Annotated in this window: 19 protein-coding genes, 3 rRNA genes and 1 pseudogene; 3 read left to right on the top strand and 20 right to left on the bottom strand. The window is 71.2% G+C overall.

All coding sequences use genetic code 11. The annotated features are described in order from the left end of the window. Window positions 1-5: 5 nt before the first annotated feature. Together ACWIX7_RS19220 and ACWIX7_RS19215 are read left to right on the top strand one after the other, a co-directional pair. The gene (locus tag ACWIX7_RS19220) at window positions 6-599 is read left to right on the top strand and encodes an N-acetyltransferase family protein (protein ID WP_448618007.1); all 594 of its coding nucleotides are present in this window, start codon (window positions 6-8) and stop codon (window positions 597-599) included. Then, window positions 596-1261, top strand: coding sequence for a DUF2461 domain-containing protein (locus ACWIX7_RS19215; RefSeq protein ID WP_448618006.1), 666 nt, complete (start codon window positions 596-598; stop codon window positions 1259-1261). The genes ACWIX7_RS19220 and ACWIX7_RS19215 overlap by 4 nt, the downstream gene beginning before the upstream one ends. 84 nt (window positions 1262-1345) lie before the next feature. On the opposite strand, the gene rrf is transcribed toward ACWIX7_RS19215, so the two are convergent. From rrf to ACWIX7_RS19160, 11 genes are all read right to left on the bottom strand, one after another. Further along, a 5S ribosomal RNA gene (rrf, locus tag ACWIX7_RS19210) occupies window positions 1346-1462 on the bottom strand. A gap of 134 nt (window positions 1463-1596) precedes the next feature. After that, window positions 1597-4728: ribosomal RNA gene (locus tag ACWIX7_RS19205) — 23S ribosomal RNA — on the bottom strand. A 505-nt stretch (window positions 4729-5233) separates the two neighbouring features. Further along, window positions 5234-6758: ribosomal RNA gene (locus ACWIX7_RS19200) — 16S ribosomal RNA — on the bottom strand. Together the 16S, 23S and 5S rRNA genes form the textbook arrangement of a ribosomal RNA operon. Window positions 6759-7140: 382 nt before the next feature. Beyond that, window positions 7141-7947, bottom strand: a complete 807-nt coding sequence (gene dapB / locus ACWIX7_RS19195) for a 4-hydroxy-tetrahydrodipicolinate reductase (RefSeq protein WP_448618005.1) — start codon at window positions 7945-7947, stop codon at window positions 7141-7143. A 48-nt stretch (window positions 7948-7995) separates the two neighbouring features. Then, window positions 7996-8364 (bottom strand): VanZ family protein, encoded by a 369-nt coding sequence (locus tag ACWIX7_RS19190; RefSeq protein WP_448618004.1) that lies wholly within the window; start codon window positions 8362-8364, stop codon window positions 7996-7998. Further along, window positions 8364-9740, bottom strand: coding sequence for a M16 family metallopeptidase (locus ACWIX7_RS19185; RefSeq protein ID WP_448618003.1), 1377 nt, complete (start codon window positions 9738-9740; stop codon window positions 8364-8366). The genes ACWIX7_RS19190 and ACWIX7_RS19185 overlap by 1 nt, the downstream gene beginning before the upstream one ends. 73 nt (window positions 9741-9813) lie before the next feature. After that, complete coding sequence (locus tag ACWIX7_RS19180) at window positions 9814-12084, bottom strand: polyribonucleotide nucleotidyltransferase (RefSeq protein ID WP_448618002.1); 2271 nt, start codon at window positions 12082-12084, stop codon at window positions 9814-9816. Window positions 12085-12325: 241 nt separating this feature from the next. Further along, the gene (gene rpsO / locus ACWIX7_RS19175) at window positions 12326-12595 is read right to left on the bottom strand and encodes a 30S ribosomal protein S15 (RefSeq protein ID WP_072920360.1); all 270 of its coding nucleotides are present in this window, start codon (window positions 12593-12595) and stop codon (window positions 12326-12328) included. A 158-nt stretch (window positions 12596-12753) separates the two neighbouring features. Further along, the gene (locus ACWIX7_RS19170) at window positions 12754-13722 is read right to left on the bottom strand and encodes a bifunctional riboflavin kinase/FAD synthetase (RefSeq protein ID WP_448618001.1); all 969 of its coding nucleotides are present in this window, start codon (window positions 13720-13722) and stop codon (window positions 12754-12756) included. Between the two features lie 19 nt (window positions 13723-13741). Continuing rightward, window positions 13742-14881 carry a branched-chain amino acid aminotransferase gene (locus ACWIX7_RS19165; protein ID WP_448618000.1) on the bottom strand — a complete coding sequence of 380 codons (1140 nt, stop codon included), beginning with the start codon at window positions 14879-14881 and terminating at the stop codon, window positions 13742-13744. A gap of 111 nt (window positions 14882-14992) precedes the next feature. Continuing rightward, window positions 14993-15316 carry an antibiotic biosynthesis monooxygenase family protein gene (locus ACWIX7_RS19160; RefSeq protein WP_091445711.1) on the bottom strand — a complete coding sequence of 108 codons (324 nt, stop codon included), beginning with the start codon at window positions 15314-15316 and terminating at the stop codon, window positions 14993-14995. A gap of 107 nt (window positions 15317-15423) precedes the next feature. On the opposite strand from ACWIX7_RS19160, the gene ACWIX7_RS19155 reads away from it, so the two are divergent. Further along, complete coding sequence (locus ACWIX7_RS19155; protein WP_448617999.1) at window positions 15424-16113, top strand: HAD family hydrolase; 690 nt, start codon at window positions 15424-15426, stop codon at window positions 16111-16113. Window positions 16114-16203: 90 nt separating this feature from the next. On the opposite strand, the gene truB is transcribed toward ACWIX7_RS19155, so the two are convergent. From truB to ACWIX7_RS19110, 9 genes and pseudogenes are all read right to left on the bottom strand, one after another. After that, window positions 16204-17118: a tRNA pseudouridine(55) synthase TruB gene (gene truB, locus ACWIX7_RS19150; protein WP_448617998.1), complete on the bottom strand. Its 915-nt coding sequence runs from the start codon at window positions 17116-17118 to the stop codon at window positions 16204-16206. Further along, a complete protein-coding gene (locus tag ACWIX7_RS19145; protein WP_448617997.1) occupies window positions 17115-18368 on the bottom strand; it encodes an MATE family efflux transporter in 1254 nt (417 codons plus the stop codon). The genes truB and ACWIX7_RS19145 overlap by 4 nt, the downstream gene beginning before the upstream one ends. Before the next feature lie 140 nt (window positions 18369-18508). Then, window positions 18509-19516 (bottom strand): DHH family phosphoesterase, encoded by a 1008-nt coding sequence (locus tag ACWIX7_RS19140; protein ID WP_448617996.1) that lies wholly within the window; start codon window positions 19514-19516, stop codon window positions 18509-18511. Beyond that, the gene (locus ACWIX7_RS19135; RefSeq protein ID WP_448617995.1) at window positions 19513-19755 is read right to left on the bottom strand and encodes a hypothetical protein; all 243 of its coding nucleotides are present in this window, start codon (window positions 19753-19755) and stop codon (window positions 19513-19515) included. Before ACWIX7_RS19135 ends, ACWIX7_RS19140 begins: the two co-directional genes overlap by 4 nt. Further along, window positions 19752-20267, bottom strand: a complete 516-nt coding sequence (rbfA, locus tag ACWIX7_RS19130; RefSeq protein WP_448617994.1) for a 30S ribosome-binding factor RbfA — start codon at window positions 20265-20267, stop codon at window positions 19752-19754. The genes ACWIX7_RS19135 and rbfA overlap by 4 nt, the downstream gene beginning before the upstream one ends. Window positions 20268-20396: 129 nt before the next feature. Further along, the gene (locus tag ACWIX7_RS19125) at window positions 20397-20693 is read right to left on the bottom strand and encodes a DUF503 domain-containing protein (protein WP_448617993.1); all 297 of its coding nucleotides are present in this window, start codon (window positions 20691-20693) and stop codon (window positions 20397-20399) included. Between the two features lie 172 nt (window positions 20694-20865). Continuing rightward, on the bottom strand, window positions 20866-23028 hold the full coding sequence (gene infB / locus ACWIX7_RS19120) for a translation initiation factor IF-2 (protein ID WP_448622170.1): 2163 nt from the start codon (window positions 23026-23028) through the stop codon (window positions 20866-20868). A 735-nt stretch (window positions 23029-23763) separates the two neighbouring features. After that, window positions 23764-23904: pseudogene (locus tag ACWIX7_RS19115) on the bottom strand (translation initiation factor IF-2 N-terminal domain-containing protein); the annotation flags it as partial. Between the two features lie 70 nt (window positions 23905-23974). Beyond that, window positions 23975-24358: a YlxR family protein gene (locus tag ACWIX7_RS19110; protein WP_448622169.1), complete on the bottom strand. Its 384-nt coding sequence runs from the start codon at window positions 24356-24358 to the stop codon at window positions 23975-23977. Window positions 24359-24389: the final 31 nt, after the last annotated feature.

Genomic DNA, 24389 nt, shown 5'->3' with positions numbered 1-24389 from the left:
CTGGCGTGCAACCGACCTCGCCGTTCCCCCGCCGGTCGGGGACCGCGGAGGTGTCGGTCCGCCCGGCCCGGCCCGCCGACGCCCCGGACATCGCCCGCGTGCAGGCGGTGACCTGGCGGACCGCCTACCGGGCCGTCCTCCCGGCCGAGGTGCTCGACGGCTGGGACGAGGCAGGGGCCGCGGACACGTGGCGGACCGCGATCGCCGCGCCGCCCACCCCGGGCCACGGCGTCCTGGTAGCCGTCGAGCAGGACCGGGTGGTCGGCTTCACCGCGTACGGCCCGGCGGAGCTCGCCGGGGACGAGCGCCCCCACCCGGCGGGACCCAGCGGCGAGGTCGCCACCCTGCTGGTGGAGCCACGGTGGGGACGGCGGGGGCACGGCAGCCGGCTGCTGGCCGCCGTCACCGACCTCGCCCGAGCCGACGGGACGGTGCGGCTGCAGGTCTGGCTGCCGGAACAGGACGCGGTGTCCGCGGGCTTCTTCGAGTCGGCGGGCTGGGCGCGCGACGGCTGGGCGCGCACGCTGGACACCGGTGGGACGCCGCTGCGCGAGGTTCGCTGGCACACGTTGCTCGAGGAGGCGGACGAGGACCGATGACGTTCCAGGGCTTCCCCGACGAGGGGCTGGTCTTCTACGAGGGCCTGGAGGCCGACAACAGCAAGACCTACTGGATCCGCCACCGTCCGGTGTACGACGAGTGCGTGCGGGCGCCGATGCAGGCGCTGCTCGACGAGCTGGCGGGCGAGTTCGGCAGCCCCAAGCTCTTCCGGCCCTACCGGGACGTGCGCTTCAGCAACGACAAGACGCCGTACAAGACCCACCAGGGTGCGGTCGTCAACCCCGCCGGCCGTGGCGCGGGTGCCTGGTACGTGCAGGTGTCGGCCGACGGGCTGATGGTCGCCGGAGGTTGCTGGCGGCTGGAGTCCGACCAGGTGGCCCGGTACCGCCGGGCGGTCGCCGACGAGGTGCAGGGTCCGCGACTCCAGGCCGAGGTGGACCGGCTGGCCGCGGCCGGGTGGTCCATCGACGGCGAGCGGCTCGTGCGGGTGCCCTCCGGCTTCGACCGGGACGGCGAACGCGCCGCCCTGCTCCGGCACAAGTCGCTGTACGCGAGCAGACACTGGGAGCCCGCGGACTGGCTGCAAGAGCGCCGGGCGCTCGAGGAGGTCCGGACCTCCTGGCGGGACCTGACCGGGCTCAACGCGTGGCTGGCCGACAACGTCGGGGCGACGACGAGGGAGCCGCGCGCTCGCCGGTGACTGTTCGTCCTGCCGCGGCAGTTTTTCCGCCGGTGGTGCATGAAGGGCCCTCACCGTGTGGTGAGGGCCCTTCATGGGATGGTTGTCCGGCGGCGTCCTACTCTCCCACCCCGTCTCCGGGGCAGTACCATCGGCGCTGAGAGGCTTAGCTTCCGGGTTCGGAATGGTACCGGGCGTTTCCCTCTCGCCATGGCCGCCGTAACACGGTGAACCTGACCAACCCGGGGCAATTCCCCGGTTGGTGCGTTCAGAACCGCACAGTGGACGCGTGGGTGGTGCAGCAGTCTTCGATCCGGTGCCCGCACGGGATGTGCGTGGGATCGGGTGTAGGTCGTGTGGTCAAGCCCTCGGCCTGTTAGTACCGGTCAGCTCACACACCTCGCGGTGCTTCCACCTCCGGCCTATCAACCCGCTGGTCTGGGCGGGGGCCTTACCCCATTGACTGGGTGAGAGACCTCATCTTGAAGCGAGCTTCCCGCTTAGATGCTTTCAGCGGTTATCCCTGCCGAACGTAGCCAACCAGCAGTGCACCTGGCGGTACAACTGGCACACCAGAGGTTCGTCCGTCCCGGTCCTCTCGTACTAGGGACAGCTCTTCGCAAGTCTCTTACGCGCACGGCGGATAGGGACCGAACTGTCTCACGACGTTCTAAACCCAGCTCGCGTACCGCTTTAATGGGCGAACAGCCCAACCCTTGGGACCTACTCCAGCCCCAGGATGCGACGAGCCGACATCGAGGTGCCAAACCATCCCGTCGATATGGACTCTTGGGGAAGATCAGCCTGTTATCCCCGGGGTACCTTTTATCCGTTGAGCGACACCGCTTCCACCTGCCGGTGCCGGGTCACTAGTCCCAGCTTTCGCTCCTGCTCGACCCGTCGGTCTCACAGTCAAGCTCCCTTGTGCACTTGCACTCGACACCTGATTGCCAACCAGGCTGAGGGAACCTTTGGGCGCCTCCGTTACATTTTGGGAGGCAACCGCCCCAGTTAAACTACCCACCTGACACTGTTCCTGATCCGGATCACGGACCGAGGTTAGACATCCAATTCGACCAGAGTGGTATTTCAACGGCGACTCCACGAACACTGGCGTGTCCGCTTCCCAGTCTCCCACCTATCCTACACAAGCCGAACCGAACACCAATATCAAGCTGTAGTGAAGGTCCCGGGGTCTTTCCGTCCTGCCGCGCGTAACGAGCATCTTTACTCGTAGTGCAATTTCGCCGAGCCTGTGGTTGAGACAGCTGAGAAGTCGTTACGCCATTCGTGCAGGTCGGAACTTACCCGACAAGGAATTTCGCTACCTTAGGATGGTTATAGTTACCACCGCCGTTTACTGGCGCTTGAGTTCTGAGCTTCGCCTTGCGGCTAACCCGTCCCCTTAACGTTCCAGCACCGGGCAGGCGTCAGTCCGTATACCTCGTCTTACGACTTCGCACGGACCTGTGTTTTTAGTAAACAGTCGCTTCTCACTGGTCTCTGCGGCCCCCACCCGCTGCCCCGCGCACGGCGGTTCACGGACGAGGGCCCCCCTTCTCCCGAAGTTACGGGGGCATTTTGCCGAGTTCCTTAACCACAGTTCGCTCGATCGCCTCGGTATTCTCTACCTGACCACCTGAGTTGGTTTGGGGTACGGGCCGCTCGGAACTCGCTAGAGGCTTTTCTCGGCAGCATAGGATCATCCCATTCACCGCAATCGGCTATGCGTCAGGCCTCACCCTCGTGCGCCACGGATTTGCCTATGGCACGGGCCACACCCTTGCACCGGTACTACCACTCACCGGTAGGACTACCTTCCTGCGTCACCCCATCGCTTGCCTACTACCAGCTCGGGTCCCGCGCTCGACCGACCTCTCCACAAGTGGATCGGCCGGCGTCGGGCGGTCAGCATCACTGGGTTCAGCATGGGCGTTCCTTCGCGGGTACGGGAATATCAACCCGTTGTCCATCGACTACGCCTGTCGGCCTCGCCTTAGGTCCCGACTCACCCTGGGCGGATTAGCCTGGCCCAGGAACCCTTGGTCTTCCGGCGGGGGAGGTTCTCACTCCCCTCTCGCTACTCATGCCTGCATTCTCACTCGCGTGGCGTCCACGGCTGGATTCCTCCGCCGCTTCACCCGCCACACGACGCTCCCCTACCCACCCACACACCTGGCCGGCAGACCGAAATCTGACGGCGGGCTGTCGTGTGAGTGCCACGGCTTCGGCGGTGTGCTTGAGCCCCGCTACATTGTCGGCGCGGAACCACTTGACCAGTGAGCTATTACGCACTCTTTCAAGGATGGCTGCTTCTAAGCCAACCTCCTGGTTGTCTCTGCGATCCCACATCCTTTTCCACTTAGCACACGCTTAGGGGCCTTAGCCGATGATCTGGGCTGTTTCCCTCTCGACTACGAACCTTATCGCCCGCAGTCTCACTGCCGCGCTCTCACTTACCGGCATTCGGAGTTTGGTTGACGTCAGTAACCTTGTGGGGCCCATCGGCCATCCAGTGCTCTACCTCCGGCAAGAAACACGCGACGCTGCACCTAAATGCATTTCGGGGAGAACCAGCTATCACCGAGTTTGATTGGCCTTTCACCCCTACCCACAGCTCATCCCCCAGGTTTTCAACCCTGGTGGGTTCGGTCCTCCACGCGGTCTTACCCGCGCTTCAACCTGGCCATGGGTAGATCACTCGGCTTCGGGTCTAGAGCACGCGACTAGAATCGCCCTGTTCGGACTCGCTTTCGCTACGGCTACCCCCCACGGGTTAACCTCGCCACGTACCACTAACTCGCAGGCTCATTCTTCAAAAGGCACGCAATCACCGCCCGCACACGAGGTGCGGCAGCACGGCTCTCACGGCTTGTAGGCACACGGTTTCAGGTACTATTTCACTCCCCTCCCGGGGTACTTTTCACCTTTCCCTCACGGTACTCGTCCGCTATCGGTCACCAGGGAGTATTCAGGCTTAGCGGGTGGTCCCGCCGGATTCACACCGAATTCCACGGGCTCGGTGCTACTTGGGAAACACGTTCGGGAGGTGCGGCGTTTTCGTGTACGGGGCTCTCACCCTCTGCGGCGACCCCTTCCAGAGGCCTTCCACTAACGACCACACTTTCTCACTCCCCGCACGCGCGGCAGCACGTGCAGAACGGTCCCACGACCCCGTCCCCACAACCCCTGCCGGGTATCACATGGAAACGGTTTAGCCTCCTCCGCTTTCGCTCGCCACTACTCACGGAATCACGGTTGTTTTCTCTTCCTGTGGGTACTGAGATGTTTCACTTCCCCACGTTCCCTCCACACGCCCTATGTGTTCAGGCGCGGGTCACACCACATGACTGGTGCGGGGTTCCCCCATTCGGACATCCTCGGATCAACGCTCGGTTGGCAGCTCCCCGAGGCTTATCGCAGCCTCCTACGTCCTTCATCGGCTCCTGGTGCCCAGGCATCCACCGTGTGCCCTTAACAACTTGGCCACACAACTACAACAAACCCCACCCACCACCGCCCTCCGACGAGGGCAGCGCTGCGCGGGCCTGCAATCAAAGAAGATGCTCGCGTCCACTGTGCAGTTCTCAACGACCAACCGGCCACCATCCGGACCCGCCCCGCCGAACCCCACCCCACCCCTCCCCCGACGGGAAAGGACACGGCGGGTGGTACGAGGACCCGGACGGCCCCGACCGAAGAAACCGACCCCCGCCGGGCAGACGGTCCTCCGTCCACCCCGCAGGGTCCGCTCCCTCAGGACCCAACAGCGTGCCTACCACCACCACCCACCACCGACTCCGTTCCCCGCACCCCGCCCCCGAGGGGACGCGGCGCCGTACTGAGAGCCGGCAGCGGCCGGCGGCCGAACTGGTCAGCGTTCCACCCTCGAGCACCACCCCAACAACCCGCGGCACCCCACAACCGGGGCGCCATCACGTGCTGGGCGCGGCTCTGGACCACCACACGCATGTGGCGGCCAGTGCTCCTTAGAAAGGAGGTGATCCAGCCGCACCTTCCGGTACGGCTACCTTGTTACGACTTCGTCCCAATCGCCGATCCCGCCTTCGACGGCTCCCTCCCACCAGGGGTTGGGCCACCGGCTTCGGGCGTTACCGACTTTCGTGACGTGACGGGCGGTGTGTACAAGGCCCGGGAACGTATTCACCGCAGCGTTGCTGATCTGCGATTACTAGCGACTCCAACTTCATGGGGTCGAGTTGCAGACCCCAATCCGAACTGAGACCGGCTTTTTGGGATTCGCTCCACCTCGCGGTATCGCAGCCCTTTGTACCGGCCATTGTAGCATGTTTGCAGCCCTAGACATAAGGGGCATGATGATTTGACGTCATCCCCACCTTCCTCCGAGTTGACCCCGGCAGTCTCCCATGAGTCCCCGGCATTATCCGCTGGCAACATGGAACGAGGGTTGCGCTCGTTGCGGGACTTAACCCAACATCTCACGACACGAGCTGACGACAACCATGCACCACCTGTGCACGGCCCTTACGGACCCCACATCTCTGCGGGATTTCCGTGCATGTCAAGCCTAGGTAAGGTTCTTCGCGTTGCATCGAATTAAGCAACATGCTCCGCCGCTTGTGCGGGCCCCCGTCAATTCCTTTGAGTTTTAGCCTTGCGGCCGTACTCCCCAGGCGGGGCGCTTAATGCGTTAGCTGCGGCACGGAGACCGTGGAATGGCCCCCACACCTAGCGCCCAACGTTTACGGCGTGGACTACCAGGGTATCTAATCCTGTTCGCTCCCCACGCTTTCGCTCCTCAGCGTCAGTTGTTGCCCAGAGACCCGCCTTCGCCACCGGTGTTCCTCCTGATATCTGCGCATTTCACCGCTACACCAGGAATTCCAGTCTCCCCTGCAACACTCAAGTCGGCCCGTATCGACTGCAGGCCCGGAGTTGAGCTCCGGGTTTTCACAGCCGACGCGACCAACCGCCTACGAGCTCTTTACGCCCAATAATTCCGGACAACGCTTGCACCCTACGTATTACCGCGGCTGCTGGCACGTAGTTGGCCGGTGCTTCTTCTGCAGGTACCGTCACCTCACGGCTTCGTCCCTGCTGAAAGAGGTTTACAACCCGAAGGCCGTCATCCCCCACGCGGCGTCGCTGCGTCAGGCTTCCGCCCATTGCGCAATATTCCCCACTGCTGCCTCCCGTAGGAGTCTGGGCCGTGTCTCAGTCCCAGTGTGGCCGGTCACCCTCTCAGGCCGGCTACCCGTCGTCGCCTTGGTAGGCCACTACCCCACCAACAAGCTGATAGGCCGCGGGCCCATCCCCAGCCGGAAACCCTTTCCACCACCAGACCATGCGGCCAGCGGTCACATCCGGTATTAGCCCCAATTTCTTGGAGTTATCCCAGAGCCGGGGGCAGGTTGCCCACGTGTTACTCACCCGTTCGCCACTGAACCCACCACCGAAGCGATGAGCCCCGTTCGACTTGCATGTGTTAAGCACGCCGCCAGCGTTCGTCCTGAGCCAGGATCAAACTCTCCGTAGATGAACTTGATACCAGGCCGAGAACCAAGAACTGGACGCTCTTGATGTCAATCAACCCAAAGAAACCCACAAAGGGGTCACATACATGGCACTGACTTTCGGCACGCTGTTGAGTTCTCAAGGAGCGGACGCGCAGAGATTCGACCCTCTCGGGCTTCGTCTCTGGCGGCTTGTCCTACTGTACGCCGTCTTCGGAGTCCTGCACCCGGGGGTGCTCTCCGCGACCCTCCCGGGCCCGTCCGGCGCGTAGAGAACCATACACGACTCTCGGGGCCGGTGCGCAAGTCGGTGGAGGGCGTCGGCCGTCACACGCGGGCCCGGGCCCGGTCCTGAGCCGGCCGGCGGTGGGAGGACGGGCGGGACCCTGCAGCCGGGGGCCTCCCTCAGAGGCCCAGGAACCCTTCGATGCCGACCGTCAGGCCGGGGTGCCGGCCGATCTCCCGGACGGCGAGGAGCACGCCGGGCATGAAGGACGCCCGGTCGTAGGAGTCGTGCCGGAGGGTCAGGGTCTCCCCCGCCGCGCCCATGAGTACCTCCTGGTGCGCGACCAGACCGGTCAACCGGACGGCGTGCACCGGGACGCCCTCGACGTCGGCACCGCGGGCGCCCGGGAGCGAGTCGGTGGTGGCGTCCGGCGAGGCGGGGAGGCCGGCCGCACGACGAGCGGCGGCCACCAGGCGGGCGGTCCGGACCGCCGTGCCCGAAGGCGCGTCGACCTTGTTCGGGTGGTGCAGCTCCACGATCTCCGTGGACGGGAAGAAGCGCGCCGCCTCCTGGGCGAAGCGCATGAGCAGGACGGCACCGATGCCGAAGTTGGGGGCGATGACGACACCGACGTCGGGCTTGGGTTCGAGCCACGCGGCGACGGTGGCGAGCTTCTCGTCGTCGAAGCCGGTCGTACCGACGACGCAGTGGATGTTGTTGTCGATGCAGAACCGGATGTTGTCCATGACGACGTCCGGCCGGGTGAAGTCGACGACCACCTGAGCGCCGGCGTTCGCCAGGTCGAACAACCAGTCCCCCGCGTCGACCATGGCGACGAGCTCGAGGTCCGCTGCGGCATCGACCGCCTTGACGACCTCGGTGCCCATCCGCCCGCGGGCGCCCAGGACGCCGACGGGGATGAGCGAGGTCTCGCCGGTGGGAGCGGTGGATCCGTGCTGGTCGGAGGCGGCGGAGCTCGTGGTCACCGGGTCAGGCTTCACGCCACCGGCGCGCGATGCAAGGCCGCTTCTGGGTCAGGCCCGGGCGCGCCGTCCGGCCCAGGCCCACGCCAGCAGACCGGCGAGGACGCCGACGACGTCGGCGGCCCAGTCGGCCACCGACGCCGACCGCTCCAGCGCCGACAGCCCCTGGACCACCTCGCTGAGCGCGGCGTAGACGACGAGGAGCACGCCGAGGACGCCGGTACGGGCACCGGCCCACCTGCCGCTACCCGCCAGCGCGGCGAACAGCAGCAGGTGCACCAACTTGTCCACCCCCGGCGGCGCAGCGGGGACGTCGTCCGCAGGAGCGAAGAGCACCGCCAGCGACACCAGGACGACGACGGCGAACACGCCGCGGGAGAGCGCGCCGTGGACGGCGAGGGCGGGGTGCGAACGGGCCATCAGAGCCGGTCGAGGTCCGACTCGCGGTAGGGACCCACCACGGCCAGGCAGGTCTCCCGCGTGAGCAGCTCGGCGGCGACCGCGCGGACCTGGCCCTCGTCGACGCCGTCCAGCCGGTCGAGCACCTCGCGCACGGGCAGGTACTCCCCGTAGGAGAGCTCGCTCTTGCCGAGCCGGCTCATGCGCGAGCCGGTGTCCTCCAGGCCGAGGACCAGGCCGCCCTTGAGCTGGCCGCGTCCCCGCGCGACCTCCTCGGCGGTCAAGCCGTCGGCGGCCACGCGCGCGAGCTCCTCGCGGACCAGCCGCAGCACCTCGGGCACCCGCTTGGGCGAGCAGCCCGCGTAGACGGAGAACGACCCGGTGCCGGCGTAGTGCGACAGCGACGAGCCGACGCTGTACACGAGCCCGCGCTTCTCCCGGATCTCCTGGAACAGCCGCGAGCTCATGCCCCCACCGACCGCGGTCTCCAGGACCGCCGCCGCGTACCGCCGCTCGTCGAGCCGGCCGAGCCCCACCGAGCCGAGCAGCAGGTGGGTCTGCTCCGTGCGGCGCCGCACCAGCCCGGTCGGCCGGGCGGGGCTGGTCGCCCCCTCCTCACCGCGCCGCAGCGGTGCCGGACGCGCCGGACCCGACAGCCGGTCGCCGAAGGCCGCGGTGACCAGGTCCAGCACCTGCTGGTGCTCCACCCGGCCGGCCGCGGTGACCACGATCGAGGGGACGGTGTAGCGCCGCCGGTACCAGCCGTCGACGTCGTCCCGGGTCAGGGCCTCGATGGACTCGACCGTGCCCAGCACCGACCGACCCAGGGCGGTGCCGCCGAACAGCGTCTCGGCGAACAGGTCGTGCACCAGGTCGGAGGGCTCGTCGTCGCGCATGGCGATCTCCTCGAGCACCACCGTCCGCTCGCTCTCCAGGTCCGCGGCCGTGTTGAGCGCGTCGGTGACAAGGTCGCCGAGCAGGGTGACGGCCAGCGGCAGGTCGCTGGCGAGCACGTTGGCGTAGTAGCAGGTGTGCTCCTTGGCGGTGAAGGCGTTCATCTCACCGCCCACGGCGTCCATGGCCGTCGCGATCTCCAGCGCGCTGCGGCTGCCGGTCCCCTTGAACAGCAGGTGCTCGAGGAAGTGCGAGGAGCCGGCGACGGCGTCGGTCTCGTCCCGCGAGCCGACGCCGACCCAGATGCCGATGGTCGCCGACAGCACCCCGGGCATCGTCTCGGTCAGCACGCGCAGGCCACCGGGCAGTTCGGTGCGCTCGACCCGGCCGCCGAACTCGTCGACGTCCAGGACGACGGTCTCCCCGGGACCGGCCGGGGCCGGGACGGACGCGGTGGCGCCCGTCCCGGCCGCGGTCAGGGCCCGCGTCCGGTCCGTGGTCACGTGTGCCCCTCGCCGGCGCTCGGCAGACACGTGCCCAGTGGTGCCCTGCCCTCGCATGACCTCGCGAGCTCGGTCATGCCTCCGCGGGCGCGGCGTCGCCGGCCGGGGCGGCCTCGGCAGCGCCGTCCCCATCGGCCGCGACGGGCACGAGGCTGATCTTGCCGCGGGCGTCGATGTCGGTGATCTCCACCTGCAGCTTGTCGCCGACGTTGACCACGTCCTCGACCTTGCCGATGCGCTTGCCGCCGCCCAGCTTGCTGATGTGCACCAGGCCGTCCTTGCCCGGGAGCAGGGAGACGAAGGCGCCGAACGGCGTGGTCTTGACGACCGTGCCGAGGAAGCGCTCGCCGACCTTGGGCATCTGCGGGTTGGCGATGGCGTTGATCCGGTCCACCGCCGCCTGGGCCGAGGGGCCGTCGGAGGCGCCGACGTAGATCGTGCCGTCGTCCTCGATGGTGATGTCCGCGCCGGTCTCGTCCTGGATGGCGTTGATCATCTGGCCCTTGGGGCCGATGACCGCGCCGATCTTGTCGACCGGGATGCGCACCGTGGTCACCCGCGGGGCGAAGGGGCTCATCTCGTCGGGGCCGTCGATGGCCTCGTTCATCACGTCGAGGATGTGCAGCCGGGCGGCGCGGGCCTGGGTCAGCGCCTGGGCCAGCACGTCGGACGGGATGCCGTCGAGCTTGGTGTCCAGCTGCAGCGCGGTGACGAAGTCCCGCGTGCCGGCGACCTTGAAGTCCATGTCACCGAAGGCGTCCTCGGCACCGAGGATGTCGGTCAGCGCGACGTACTCGGTCTTGCCGTCGACCTCGTCGGAGACCAGGCCCATGGCGATGCCGGCGACCGGGGCGCGCAGCGGCACACCGGCGTTGAGCAGCGCCAGGGTCGAGGCGCAGACCGAACCCATGGACGTCGAGCCGTTGGACCCCAGCGCCTCCGACACCTGCCGGATCGCGTAGGGGAACTCCTCGCGGTCGGGCAGCACCGGCACCAGCGCCCGCTCGGCGAGCGCGCCGTGGCCGATCTCCCGGCGCTTGGGGGAACCGACGCGGCCGGTCTCGCCCGTGGAGTACGGCGGGAAGTTGTAGTTGTGCATGTAGCGCTTGCGGGTCACCGGGGAGAGCGTGTCCAGCTGCTGCTCCATGCGGAGCATGTTCAGCGTGGTGACGCCGAGGATCTGGGTCTCACCACGCTCGAACAGCGCCGACCCGTGCACCCGCGGGATGACCTCGACCTCGGCCGAGAGCGGGCGGATGTCGGTGAGGCCACGGCCGTCGATGCGGACCTTGTCCCGCAGGATCCGCTGCCGGACGACCTTCTTGGTCACCGCGCGGAAGGCCGCGGAGACCTCCTTCTCGCGGCCGGCGAACTGCTCGGCCAGCGAGGCGACGACCTCGTCCTTGAGCGCGTCGGTGGCGTCGTTGCGCTCCTGCTTGCCCGGGATCGACTGCGCCTCGGTGAGCCGGTCCAGGGCGGCGGACTCAACGGCGGCGTAGACGTCGTCCTGGTAGTCGAGGAAGCGCGGGAAGTCCGCGACCGGCTTGGCGGCCTTCTCGGCCAGCGCCGACTGCGCGTCGCACAGCGCCTTGATGAAGGGCTTGGCGGCCTCGAGGCCCTGGGCGACGACCTCCTCGGTCGGGGCGGTGGCGCCGCCGGCGACCAGCTCGATCGTCTTCTCGGTCGCCTCGGCCTCGACCATCATGATCGCGACGTCGCCGTCGGGGAGGACGCGGCCGGCCACGACCATGTCGAAGACGGCGTCCTCGAGCTCGGCGTGGGTCGGGAAGCCGACCCACTGGCCGTTGACGAGCGCGACGCGGGTGCCGCCGACCGGGCCGGAGAACGGCAGGCCCGAGAGCTGGGTCGACGCCGAGGCGCCGTTGATGGCCAGCACGTCGTAGAGGTGGTCGGGGTCCAGCGACAGGACGGTGATGACCACCTGCACCTCGTTGCGCAGGCCCTTGGCGAAGGTCGGGCGCAGCGGGCGGTCGATGAGCCGGCAGGTGAGGATCGCGTCCTCGGACGGACGGCCCTCCCGGCGGAAGAACGAGCCGGGGATGCGCCCGGCGGCGTACATCCGCTCCTCGACGTCCACCGTCAGCGGGAAGAAGTCGAAGTGCTCCTTGGGCTGGCGGCCGGCCGTGGTGGCCGACAGCAGCATCGTGTCACCCATGCTGACGACGACCGAGCCGGCGGCCTGCTTGGCCAGCCGACCGGTCTCGAAGGTGATGGTGCGGCTGCCGAAGCTGCCGTTGTCGATGACCGCGGTGGCGATGGTGACCCCGTCCTCGGGGTCGAACTCCGCGGCTACGGTGCTGTTCTGGGTGGTGGGTGCGGACACGGTGTCCTCTTCCTACGTCGCATGCGGCGACGTCCTCTTGTGGCGTCTGCGCCGAACTGCGCCCGGGTGACCGGTCTTCGATCGAAGCCCACGGGAGACGTTCCCCCTCGCCTGGAGGGGCATGCCCGGGGGCCACTACCGAGGACCGACCAGCGTCGGGCCTCCGGCGCGCTGCCTGGGTTCGCGCGGCGGGTGCCGCACGAGAGAGGGGACCGTCCCGGCCGGGACGGTCCCCTCTGGTTCACCGGCGCAGGCCGAGCCGCTCGATGAGCGACCGGTACCGGTTGATGTCGGTCTTGGCCAGGTAGTTCAGCAGCCGGCGACGACGACCGACCAGCAGGAGCAGCCCCCGCCGGCTGTGGTGGTCGTGCTTGTGCTGCTTGAGGTGCTCGGTCAGGTCGCTGATCCGGCGGGTCAGCATCGCGACCTGCACCTCGGGCGAACCGGTGTCCTTCTCGACCGTGGCGTACTCGGTCATGATCTGCTGCTTCGTCGCGCTGTCGAGCGCCATGGATCGCCTCCGGAGGCAGGTCACGTGTGGCCCCCGGTCTGTGTCACGGAGGCAGGCTGCACACAGGTCGGGTCGACCCGACCATCGATCAGGCTACCAGTGGGGGCGGGACGACCGACCGTGGCGGCTGAGGACAGGGGCCGAACAGGCGGCCGGGGTCATCGCGGCTCCACCCCCATGACCTCGCGGGTCCGGGCGACGTCGCGGTCCATCTGGGCGACCAGCTCGTCGACGCCGGAGAACGCGGCCATCGGGCGCAGCCGCTGCACGAACTCCACCCCGACGTGCTCGCCGTACAGGTCGCCGTCGAAGTCCAGCAGGTACGCCTCGACCGTGCGCCTGCTGCCCTGGAACGTGGGGTTCGTGCCCACCGAGATCGCCGCCGGCGAGGTGCTCACGCTGGCCCCGGTGCGCGGGTCGAGGATCACCAGAGCGCCGGCGTAGACGCCGTCCGCGGGGATCGCGGTGAACGGCGGGGACTCCACGTTCGCCGTCGGGTAGCCCAGCTCGCGGCCCCGCCGGTCCCCGCGGACGACGACGCCCTCGATGCGGTGCGGCCGGCCCAGCGCCCGCGCCGCCGACACCATGTCCCCGGCCGCGACGCAGGCGCGGACGTAGGTCGAGGAGAGGGTGATCTCGCCGTCCGCCGAGGACTCGCCGGCCAGCGGGACCGGCTCCACGGTGAAGCCGAAGCGCCGCCCCTCCTCCGCGAGCGTCGTGACGTTGCCGGCCGCCCGGTGGCCGTAGGTGAAGTTCTCCCCCACGACCACCGAGGCGGCGTGCAGGTGCTCCACCAGCACGGTGTGGGTGAACGTCCCGGGCGGGAGCCGCATGAACTCCGGGGTGAACGGCAGGACGCACATCTCGTCCACGCCCAGCTCGGCGACCAGCTCGGCCTTGCGGTCCAGCGAGGTCAGGATCGCCGGGTGCGACCCCGGCCGCACCACCTCGGAGGGGTGCGGGTCGAAGGTGAGCAGCAGGCAGGGCCGGCCCAGCGCGCGGGCCCGCGCCACGGCCGTGCCGATCAGCTGCTGGTGACCACGGTGGACGCCGTCGTACATGCCGACGGTGACCACCGTGCGTCCCAGGTCCCCGGGGGTCGCCTCGAGCCCCCGCCACCGGCGCACGTCGATGCGTCCGGGCCGCTCAGGCGACCCGGTGCAGCCAGCCGTGGGTGTCGGGCACCCGGCCGTGCTGGATGTCGAGCAGGTGCTCGCGCAACCGCATGGTCAGTGGCCCGGGCTCCCCGTTGCCGACGGTGAAGTCACCGGTGCGCGCCTTGACCTCGCCGACCGGGGTGATGACCGCGGCGGTGCCGCAGGCGAAGGTCTCGGTGACCGTGCCGTCAGCGATGCCGGAGCGCCACTCCTCCACGCTGAACCGCCGCTCGGTGACCCGGTGGCCCATCTCCCGGGCGACGGTGATCAGCGAGTCGCGGGTGATGCCGGGCAGCAGGGTGCCGGTGAGCTCGGGGGTGACCAGCTCGGCGTCGTCCCCGTTGCCGAGGACGAAGAACAGGTTCATCCCGCCCATCTCCTCGACGTAGCGCTTCTCCACCGCGTCGAGCCAGACGACCTGGTCGCAGCCGGCGTCGATGGCCTGCTCCTGGGCCAGCAGGCTGGCCGCGTAGTTGCCGGCGCACTTGACGTCGCCGGTGCCGCCCGGCGCGGCCCGGATGTAGTCCTCCGACAGGTACACCGAGACCGGGTGGACGCCGCGGGGGAAGTAGGCGCCGGCCGGGCTGGCGATCACCAGGAACAGGTACTCGTGCGCCGGGCGGACGCCGAGGAACGGCTCGGTCGCGAGCTGGTAGGGGCGCAGGTAGAGGGTCTGGTCGGGGCCGGTGGGCACCCAGTCGCGGTCGGCGTCGACGAGGGCGTCGACGGCGGCGAGGAAGGCCTCCTCGGGCACCGGCGGCATGGCCAGCCGCTTGGCGCCGCGGACGAAGCGGGCGGCGTTGGCCTCGGGCCGGAAGGTGGCGACGCTGCCGTCGGGCTGGGCGTAGGCCTTGAGCCCCTCGAAGATCGACTGCGCGTAGTGCAGGGCGGCGGTGGCCGGGTCCACCTGCAGCGGCGCGTAGGAGGTCAGCCGGGCGTCGTACCAGCCCGCGCCGGCGCGGTAGCGCGCCACGAACATCGAGTCGGTGAAGTAGCGGCCGAAGCCCGGGTCGGCGAGCAGTGCGTCGCGCTCCGCGGCGGGGCGGCGCCGCACGTCCTCCACGACCACCGGCACGCCCTCGGTGAACACCCGGGAAGTGGTACGGCTGTCGGCGAGCGTGTCGGTCATGGCTCCCACCTGCGGCGTGCGCGGATCCGAGGGGCGGTCCGGCGGCTGCCGGACCGCCCGCTCACCCTAGCTCCGCCCCCGACCACACCGGCGAGGGCCGCTGTGGGGCGGTCACGGCCGGTCGGGTGCCGCGCTCTCGATCACCTCGTAGGACCACAGGTGGGAGGAGTTGCTGGCTGCCGGCGCGAGCTCGGACCCACCGCCCTCGTGGGCGCGGGCGAAGTCCTGACCGGACTCCCACGCCCGGTAGGCCTCCTCGCTCTCCCACCGTGTGTAGACGAGGTACTGGTCGGTGCCCTCCAGGGGGCGCAGCAGCTCGAACCACTCGAAGCCCGGGGTGCTCTCGACGGCACCGGCGCGGCCCTTGAAGCGCTCCTCGAAGCGCTCCTGCTTGTCCTTGGGCACGGTGATCGCGTTGATCTTGACGACGCTCATGGACGCCCCCTTCCCGGCGGGGCGGCCGGTCAATCCCGCGACGCCGCGGGGCGGCCGGTCGATCCCGCGCCCCTGCGGGCCGGTCGGCCCCGGGTGACGATGGCGCGATGACCGCTGCCGCACCGGCGCCGCGGCCCGGCGTCCTCCTCGACGTCGACGGCACGCTGCTGGACACCAACTACCTGCAGGTCCTCGCGTGGTGGCAGGCCTTCCGCGACACCGGGCACCCCGAGGTCTCGATGGCCGACTGCCACCGGGCCATCGGCATCGGCAGCGCCGAGCTGGTCACCCACCTGCTGGGGGACGACGCTCCCGACACCGAGCAGGTCGTTGAGGCCAAGGGACGGCGCTACGAGCCGCTGCGGGAGCTGGTCGTCCCCTTCCCCCGCGTGGACCGGCTGCTCGCCGCGTGCCGCGAGCGGGACCTGGCCGTGGTGCTGGCGACCAGCGGCATGGAGTCCGACCTGGAGTGGATGGTGCCGGCGATCGGGGGCGAGGACGTCGTCGACGGGGCCACGACGTCGGCCGACGTGGAGTCGGCCAAGCCCGCGCCGGACCTGCTGCAGACCGCCGTCACCGACAACGGGCTGGACGCCGAGCGCACCGTCGCGGTCGGCGACACGGTGTGGGACGTGCGGGCGGCGCGGGACGCCGGACTGCCGTGCATCGCGCTGACCTGCGGCGGCATCTCCCGGGCCGAGCTGGAGGACGCCGGCGCCGACGAGGTCTACGACGACCCGGCCGACCTGCTGGCGCACCTCGACGACTCGCTGATCGGGCGGGTCGCGCGCGGCTGAAAGAGGGCCCTCCTGCCCCCCCGGCCACTCGCAAGCTCGCGGCGGGACCCTGCAGGGGGGGCCACCGCGGCCCCTTGCAGGGGTTCTCTCTCAGCCGGGCGGGAACCCCACGGCGACGCGGGCGGTGGCACCGGCGTCCTCGACCAGGGCGACCAGCCGGTCCGCGCCGTCCACCGCGGCGTGCAGGCCGGGGGTGCCGGTGGCCGGGATCAGCTGCCCGTACCCGAGGGCGCGCGACTCCTCGTCGGTCAGCGTGCGCACCGGGAAGACGGCGCGGGCGGCGTCGGTGAGACCGAGCACCCCCGCTCCCCCGCCGGCGGCCAGGGCCTGCCCGGCCTCCTCGACCGGCACCGCCCCGGCCACCGTGAAGGGGCCGGAGGCGGTGCGGCGCAGCGCGGTGAGGTGCCCACCCACGCCGAGCGCGGCGCCGGCGTCGCGCGCGATGGCCCGGACGTAGGTGCCTGCGGTGCAGGAGACGGTCACGTCGACGTCCACCAGGTCCGGCGTGGGGCGGGTGACACGGTGGACGTCGAGCCTGTGGACGGTCACCGCCCGCGGTTCGAGCACGACCTCCTCGCCGGCGCGCACCCGGTCGTAGGAGCGGCGGCCGGCGACCTTCACCGCGCTCACCGACGAGGGCACCTGCAGCAGCGGGCCGGTCTGCGCGGCCAGGGCGGCGGTGACGGCGTCGTCGTCCAGGTGCCCGGTCGGTGTGGTGGCGAGGACCTCGCCCTCGCGGTCGTCGGTGACGGTGGTCTGGCCGAGCCGGATGGTCGCCTCGTACGTCTTGTCGTGCCCGCCGACGTACCCGAGCAGCCGGGTCGCCGTCCCGACGCCGAGGACCAGCAGGCCGGTGGCCATCGGGTCGAGGGTGCCGGCGTGGCCGACGCGGCGCACCGACAGCACCCGTCGGGCGCGGGCCACGACGTCGTGCGAGGTCATGCCGCCGGGCTTGTCGACCAGCAGCAGGCCCGGGGGGACGTCGGCGTCCGTGCGTCTGCTCACGCCATCACCGTCCCAGGCGCCTGCAGCCAGCGATCACCCGCCACCCGGACGAGCACACCGACCAGCCGGAGCGCGATGAACAGGGTCAGGCCGGTCCACACACCGGCCAGCCCCCAGCCCAGCGGGACGGCGAGCAGCGACAGCGGGACGAAGCCGACGAGGGCCGCTCCGATGGTCACCGTGCGCAGGTAGCCGACGTCGCCGGCGCCCATCAGCACGCCGTCCAGGGCGAACACGACACCGGCCAGCGGCTGCATCGCGGCGAGGAACCACCAGGCCACGGTCGCCTGCGCCACGACCGCGGGGTCGTCGGTGAACAGCGGCAGCACCACCGGCCGCAGCGCCAGCAGCGCGGCCGCGACCCCCACGCCGGTGCCCAGACCCCAGAGGGTGACCCGTCGCGCGGTCTCGCGGGCGGCGTCCGGACGGGCCGCGCCGAGGGCCTGGCCGACCAGGGTCTGCGCGGCGATGGCGTAGGCGTCGAGCACCAGGGCGAGGAAGAAGAACAGCTGGATGGCGATCTGGTGCGCACCGAGTTCAGCGGTTCCGGCGCGGGCGACCACGCCGGTCGCCACGAGGAAGGACACCTGCAGGACGGCGGCCCGCAGCAACAGGTCGCGGCCGATGACCAACTGCGCCCGCAGCGCCGTGAGGCGGGGCCGCCAGGGGACACCCTCGCGCAGCAGCGAGCGGACGAAGAGGGCGGCGGTGAGCGCCTGCCCGGCGACGTTGGCGATCGCCGAGCCGACCAGCCCGAGTCCCGCGGGGTGCACGAGCAGGGGGCAGAGCACCAGGCTGGCGAGGCTCCCCACCAGGACGTGGCGCATGGGGCGGCGCAGCTCCTGCACCCCGCGCAGCCAGCCGTTGCCGGCCAGGGAGACCAGCAGCAGCGGCGCGCCGAGGGAGGCCACGCGCAGCCAGCTCTCCCCCGCCGCGGCCACCGGTCCCTCGCTGCCGGCGAGCAGCCGGGTGAGCGGGCCGGCAAGCAGCTGGAACAGCGCGAGCACCGCCAGGCCGAGCGCGAGCGCCAGCCAGGTGGCCTGCACGCCCTCGGCGACCGCCCCGACTCGGTCGCCGGCACCGGCGCGGCGGGCGGCGCGGGCGGTGGTGCCGTAGGCGAGGAAGTTCAGCAGCGCGGCGGCCCACGCCAGCAGCCCGCCACCGACGGCGAGCCCGCCCAGCGCGACCGTGCCCAGGTTCCCGACGACGGCGGTGTCGACCAGCAGGTACAGCGGCTCCGCGGCCAGCACGACGAGGGCCGGGACCGCGAGGGCGAGGACGCCGGGAGACCGGGACGTCGACCCTGCTGCGGCGAGATCGGCGATCCCGCCCGGTTGCGGGGGCGGATCCGTGCGAGACCGGCGAACTCGCCGGAAGGGTGACGACCGGGTCATCGACCGGAGGCCAGCTCCTGGCGGATGCGGGTCATCGTCGTCTCGCGGTCGTCGTGCGAGGTGAAGCCCGCCGCCGCGCGGTGGCCGCCACCGCCCAGCGCCATGGCGACGCGGGCGACGTCCGTGGCGCCGCGGGAGCGCAACGACACCGACCACGAGCCGTCGTCCTGGCCCTTGAGCACGCAGGCGACGTCGGCCTCCTGGGTGCAGCGGACGACGTCCACCAGCGCCTCGAGCTGCTCGCCGGGCAGGCCGTGCTCGGCGGCCTCGGCCGTGCTCGACCAGGTCCACACCAGGCCCGCGCCGACCTCGGCCTCCAGCACCGCGCGGCCGGCGACGACCGAGAGCAGCCCCAGCCAGCCGAACGGGGCGGTGTCGAACAGCCGCTGGCTGATGGCGGCGTGGTCGATGCCGGTCGCCAGCAGCCGGGCGGCGAGGTGGTGGGTGTCGGGGCGGGTGTTGCCGAACCGGAAGGAGCCGGTGTCGGCGGTGAGCCCGGCGTAGAGGCAGGTGGCCAGCCGCTCGTCGAGGGTCACGCCGAGACCGTCGAGCAGGTCGGCGACGAGGACGACGGTCGCCGGTGCGGCCGGGTCGACGACGCGGACGTCGCCGAAGCCGGGGTTGCTCGCGTGGTGGTCGACGACCACGGAGGTGGCCGCGCCGTCCAGCAGGGCGGCCAGCTCACCGAGCCGGCCCGGCGAGGCGGCGTCGAGGCTGACGAACAGGTCGGGCGACGCCGGCACCGCCGAGGAGGGCACCAGCCCCACGGCCCCGGGCAGCCAGGCCAGCGACGCCGGCAGCGTGAACGGGGCGGGGAACGTGGCCAGCACCCGGGCGCCGCGGCGCCGCAGGCCTTCGGCGAGGGCCAGCGTGCTGCCGAGGGCGTCGGCGTCGGGCTGCACGTGCCCGGAGAGGACGACGGTGGCCCGGGCCACGGCCGCCTCGGCGAGGACGGCAGCAGCCCGGTCGGTCAGGTCCGTGCCGCGCGGGAGGGAGACCGTCACGACGCCGGGCCGGGGTCGGCGGCCGGGGGCGCGTTCTCCTCCTCGGTCACCAGCCCGCCGCCGACCGGGTAGCCCTCCCCGTCGTCGGGTTCGTCGGAGGCGATGCTCGGCGCCTCGCCGATCTCGCCCCGCTTGCCGCCCCGGGTGGGGTCGCCGGCGTCCGGCTCGGGACGGCCGCCCAGCTCGGAGCGGCCCTGTCCCTCGTCCGGCAGGTTCGGGTCCGGGTCGTTCTCGCTCATGACACGCTCCTGCTGTGGATGGGCTCGTCGGCGGTGTCATCGGCAGTCCCGCCTTCCGCCCGGTCCTCGGCGGAGTCTCCCTCGTCGTCGTCCTCGGGGGGACGGCGGTACGGGTCGGCGTCACCGGCGTACGTCGCGCCGGCGCGGATGCGGGCGAGCTCGGCGTCGGCGTGCCGCACCCGCTCGAGCGCCTCGTCCAGCTCGCGCGCGGTGTCGGGCACGTGGTCGGCGACGAAGGTGAGCGTGGGCACGAACTTGATGCCCGTCTGCCTGCCGACGGTCGAGCGCAGCACGCCGGTGGCCGACGTGAGGGCCTTGGCGGAGTCCTCGACCTCCGTCGCGTCGCCGTAGACGGTGTAGAAGACCGTCGCCTCACGCAGGTCGCTGGTCACCCGGGCGTCGGTGACGGTCACCATGCCGAGCCGCGGGTCCTTGATCTGCGTCTCGATCGCGGCGGAGACGATCTGGCGGATGCGCACCGCGAGCTTGCGGGCGCGGGCCGGGTCGGCCATCGGACCTCCTGGTGCTGGGCGCCCCGGTGCGCCGGGGCGGGGTGGTACGGAGCGGCCGGGACTCGGCCGCGGGCGGCCCCGTCCCGGGTCCCACCCCGAGCGTGCGAAGAGTGGGGAGGACGGGGTCCTTCAACAGTCGGTGTCGCTGAACAGCTGCCGGTGCGTCGAGAGCAGCGTCACCTCCGGCCGCTCGGCCAGCAACCGCTCGCAGGCGTCGAGGACGTCGCTCACCTGAGCGGCGTCCCCGGCCACCGTGGCCACCCCGACCTGCACGCGGCGGTGCAGGTCCTGGTCACCGACCTCCGCGGCGGCCACGGCGTAGCGGCGCCGCAGCTCGGCCACGATCGGCCGGACCACGGCGCGCTTGCCCTTGAGCGAGTGGACGTCCCCCAGCAGCAGGTCCGCGGTCAGCGACCCGGTGAACACTCGGCTCCGTCCCGGACCCCGCCCCGAGCCTGCGAGGGCTCGGGCGGCCCCGTCCTGGGAACCGCCGCGAGCTCGCGAGCGGTGGGGAGGACAGGGTCCTCCTCGGGGTCCTTCGTCTGCTCAGGTCGCGCGGCCGCGGCCAGGGACACCCCCCGGCCGCGGCCGTCCCGGACTACTCGCGCGGCTTCTCGCGCATCTCGAAGGTCTCGATGACGTCCTCGACCTTGATGTCGTTGAACGACCCGAGACCGATACCGCACTCGTAGCCCTCGCGGACCTCGGTCACGTCGTCCTTGAACCGGCGCAGCGACTCGACCGTGAGGTTGTCGGCGACGACCACGCCGTCGCGGACCAACCGGGCCCTGGAGTTCCGGGTGATCGTCCCGCTGCGGACGATGGAGCCCGCCACGTTGCCGATCCGCGGCACCCGGAAGACCTCGCGGACCTCCGCCGTGCCGAGCCCGACCTCCTCGTACTCCGGCTTGAGCATGCCCTTGAGGGCCGCCTCGATCTCCTCGATCGCCTGGTAGATGACCGAGTAGTACCGGACGTCGATGCCCTCGCGGTTGGCCAGCTCGGTGGCCTGCCCCTCGGCCCGGACGTTGAAGCCCAGGACGATGACGTCGTCGGCCAGCGCCAGGTCGATGTCGCTCTTGGTGATCGACCCGACCCCGCGGTGGATGACCCGCAGCGAGACGTCGTCGCTCACCTCGATCTTCATCAGCGCGTCCTCGAGCGCCTCCACGGTGCCCGAGTTGTCGCCCTTGATGATCAGGTTGAGCTGGCGGTTCTCCTTGAGCGCCGCGTCGAGGTCCTCCAGGCTGATCCGCTTGCGCATCGATGCGTTCTGCGCGTTGCGGATGCGGGCCTGGCGGCGGTCGGCGATCTGCCGGGCCACCCGGTCCTCCTCGACGACGAGGAACGTGTCGCCGGCGCGGGGCACGGAGGTGAGACCGACGACCTGCACCGGACGCGCGGGCAGCGCCTCCTTGAGCTTGTTGCCGTGCTCGTCGAGCAGCGACCGGACCCGCCCGTAGGCGTCGCCGGCCACGATCGAGTCTCCCTGGCGCAGCGTGCCGCGCTGGACCAGCACCGTGGCGACGGGGCCACGGCCCTTGTCCAGCTTGCCCTCGATGACCACGCCCTGCGGGTCCATCTGGGTGTTGGCCCGCAGGTCCAGCGAGGCGTCGGCGGTCAGCAGGATCGCGGTCAGCAGGTCCTCGATGCCCTGGCGGGTGGTCGCGGAGACGTCGACGAACATCGTGTCGCCGCCGTACTCCTCGGCCACCAGCCCGTACTCGGTGAGCTGCTGACGGATCTTGGCGGGGTTGGCCCCCTCCTTGTCGATCTTGTTGACCGCGACCACGATGGGCACCTCGGCGGCCTGGGCGTGGTTGAGCGCCTCGACCGTCTGCGGCATGACGCCGTCGTCGGCGGCCACGACCAGGACGACGATGTCGGTCACCTTCGCGCCACGGGCACGCATCGCGGTGAACGACTCGTGACCCGGGGTGTCGATGAAGGTGATCGGGCGCTCCTCGCCCTCCAGCTCGGTGGTGATCTGGTAGGCGCCGATGTGCTGGGTGATGCCGCCGGCCTCCCGCGCCACCACGTTGGTGTTCCGGATGGCGTCCAGCAGCTTGGTCTTCCCGTGGTCGACGTGACCCATGACGGTGACGACCGGCGGGCGGGCCTCCCAGTCCTCCTCGTCACCCTCGTCGCCGAAGGTGAGGTCGAAGGTCTCGAGCAGCTCGCGGTCCTCGTCCTCGGGGCTCACGACCTGGATGTCCCAGCCGATCTCGGCACCGAGCAGCTGCAGCGTCTCGTCGTTCACCGACTGGGTCGCGGTGACCATCTCGCCCAGGTGGAACAGGGCGGTGACCAGCGCGGCCGGCTGGGCGCCGATCTTCTCGGCGAGGTCGGTCAGCGACGCACCGCGCGGCAGCCGGACGACCTGCCCGTTGCCCCGCGGCAGGCTGACGCCGCCCATGCTGGGCGCCGCCATCTGGTCGAACTCCTGGCGCCGCTGCTTCTTGCTCTTGCGCCCGCGGACCGGGCCGCGCCCGCCGGGACGGCCGAAGGCACCTGCGGTACCGGCACCGGAGCCACCACGGCCCCGGCCGCGGCCACCGCCGCCGCCGCTGCGGAAACCGCCGCCGGCGGGAGCGCCGCCGCCACCGCCACCGCCACCGCCACCGCCACCGCCACCGGGACGGAAGCCGCCGCCACCGCCACCGGGGCCACCCCCGGGACGGCCACGACCGGCAGGGGCACCGGGACGGCCGGCACCGGCCGGCCGCGGCGGCATCATGCCGGGCGAGGGACGCTGCGGCATCATCCCCGGGTTCGGACGCGGACCGCCGGGACCGGCCGCCGGACGCGGGCCGCCGGCACCGGGACCCGGGCGCGGGCCACCGGCCGCCGGACGCGGACCGCCGGCACCGGGACCCGGACGGGTACCGCCGGGACCGGCCGGGCCGGGACGCGGGCCGCCGGCACCGGGACCCGGACGCGGGCCACCGGCGGGACCGGGACGCGGCGCGCCGCCGGCCGGAGCCGGACGGGGAGCGCTGCTGAAGGGGTTGTTGCCCGGACGCGGAGCCGGGCGCGGGCCCGGTCGCGGACCGGCACCCGGCGCGGCCGGGCGCGGGCCCGGGGTGGAGCCACCGGCCGGGCCGGGGCGCGGGGCACCCGCCGGACGTGGGTCAGCGGGCGCCGCGGGCGGCTGCTGGGTCGCGGGCGGCTGCTGGGTCGGCGCGCTGGCCGCCGGGGCCTGGGGCTCCGGAGTGGTCGGCCGCGGGCCGGGGACGGGCGCACCGGGCCGGGCCGCGCCGGGACGCGGGCCCGGAGCCGGGGCACCGGAGACACGGGTCGCCGGCGACTGCGGCGCGGGGGCCGGAGCCGGAGCGGGTGCCGGGGCGGGTGCGACCGGGACGGACGGCGCGGCCGGAGCGGCGGCGGCCGGGGCCTGCGGGGGACGCGGACCCGGGCGCGGAGCCGGCTTGGGAGCGGCCGCCTGGCCACCACCGTTGCCGCCGCCGTTGGCACCGGAGGCGACGAATGCCTCCCGGAGCCGCCGGGCCACGGGGGCCTCGACGGTCGAGGAGGCGGACTTCACGAACTCGCCCTGCTCCTTGAGCTTGGCGAGCACGGTCTTGCTGTCGACACCGAACTCCTTGGCGAGTTCGTGTACGCGGGCTTTGCCTGGCACGGATCTCCTCTTTGTGAGGCCGGCGGCTGGCCCGCGCGACCTCGTCGTCAGTACTGCATGGTCTGGCTTGTCATCGTGGGGACTTCACGGCTTGCTCATCCGACGACGTCTCGCTCTCGACGTGCGGCCCCGCCGGGTGCGGGTCCGTCTGTGTTGGTGCGGTGGTCGTTCGTGCGTGCTCGCCCGTCCGGGACCCGATCCCCGTGTGCGCCACAGAGGCGCCGAGGACGTGCTCCCGGAGCGGACCGGCCTCCACCGGGGAGCCGCCGCCTCCGGGGAGGCGCAGCGCCCGGGGGAGGGCCCGGCGTCGCTCCGCTGCGTGCAGGCACTCCGGAGTGGGGTGCAACGAGGCACCCCGGCCGGGGAGCCTCCGTCGCGGATCGGGGACGAGCGCCCCGTCCCGCGCGACGACGCGCAGCAGATCGGTGACCGGAGCGCGCTTCCGGCAGCCCACACAGGTGCGCACCGGGATCGACGTTTCGGCC

The organism is Geodermatophilus sp. URMC 65, from assembly GCF_053502545.1.
This window is presented reverse-complemented; position numbering and strand designations above follow the sequence as displayed.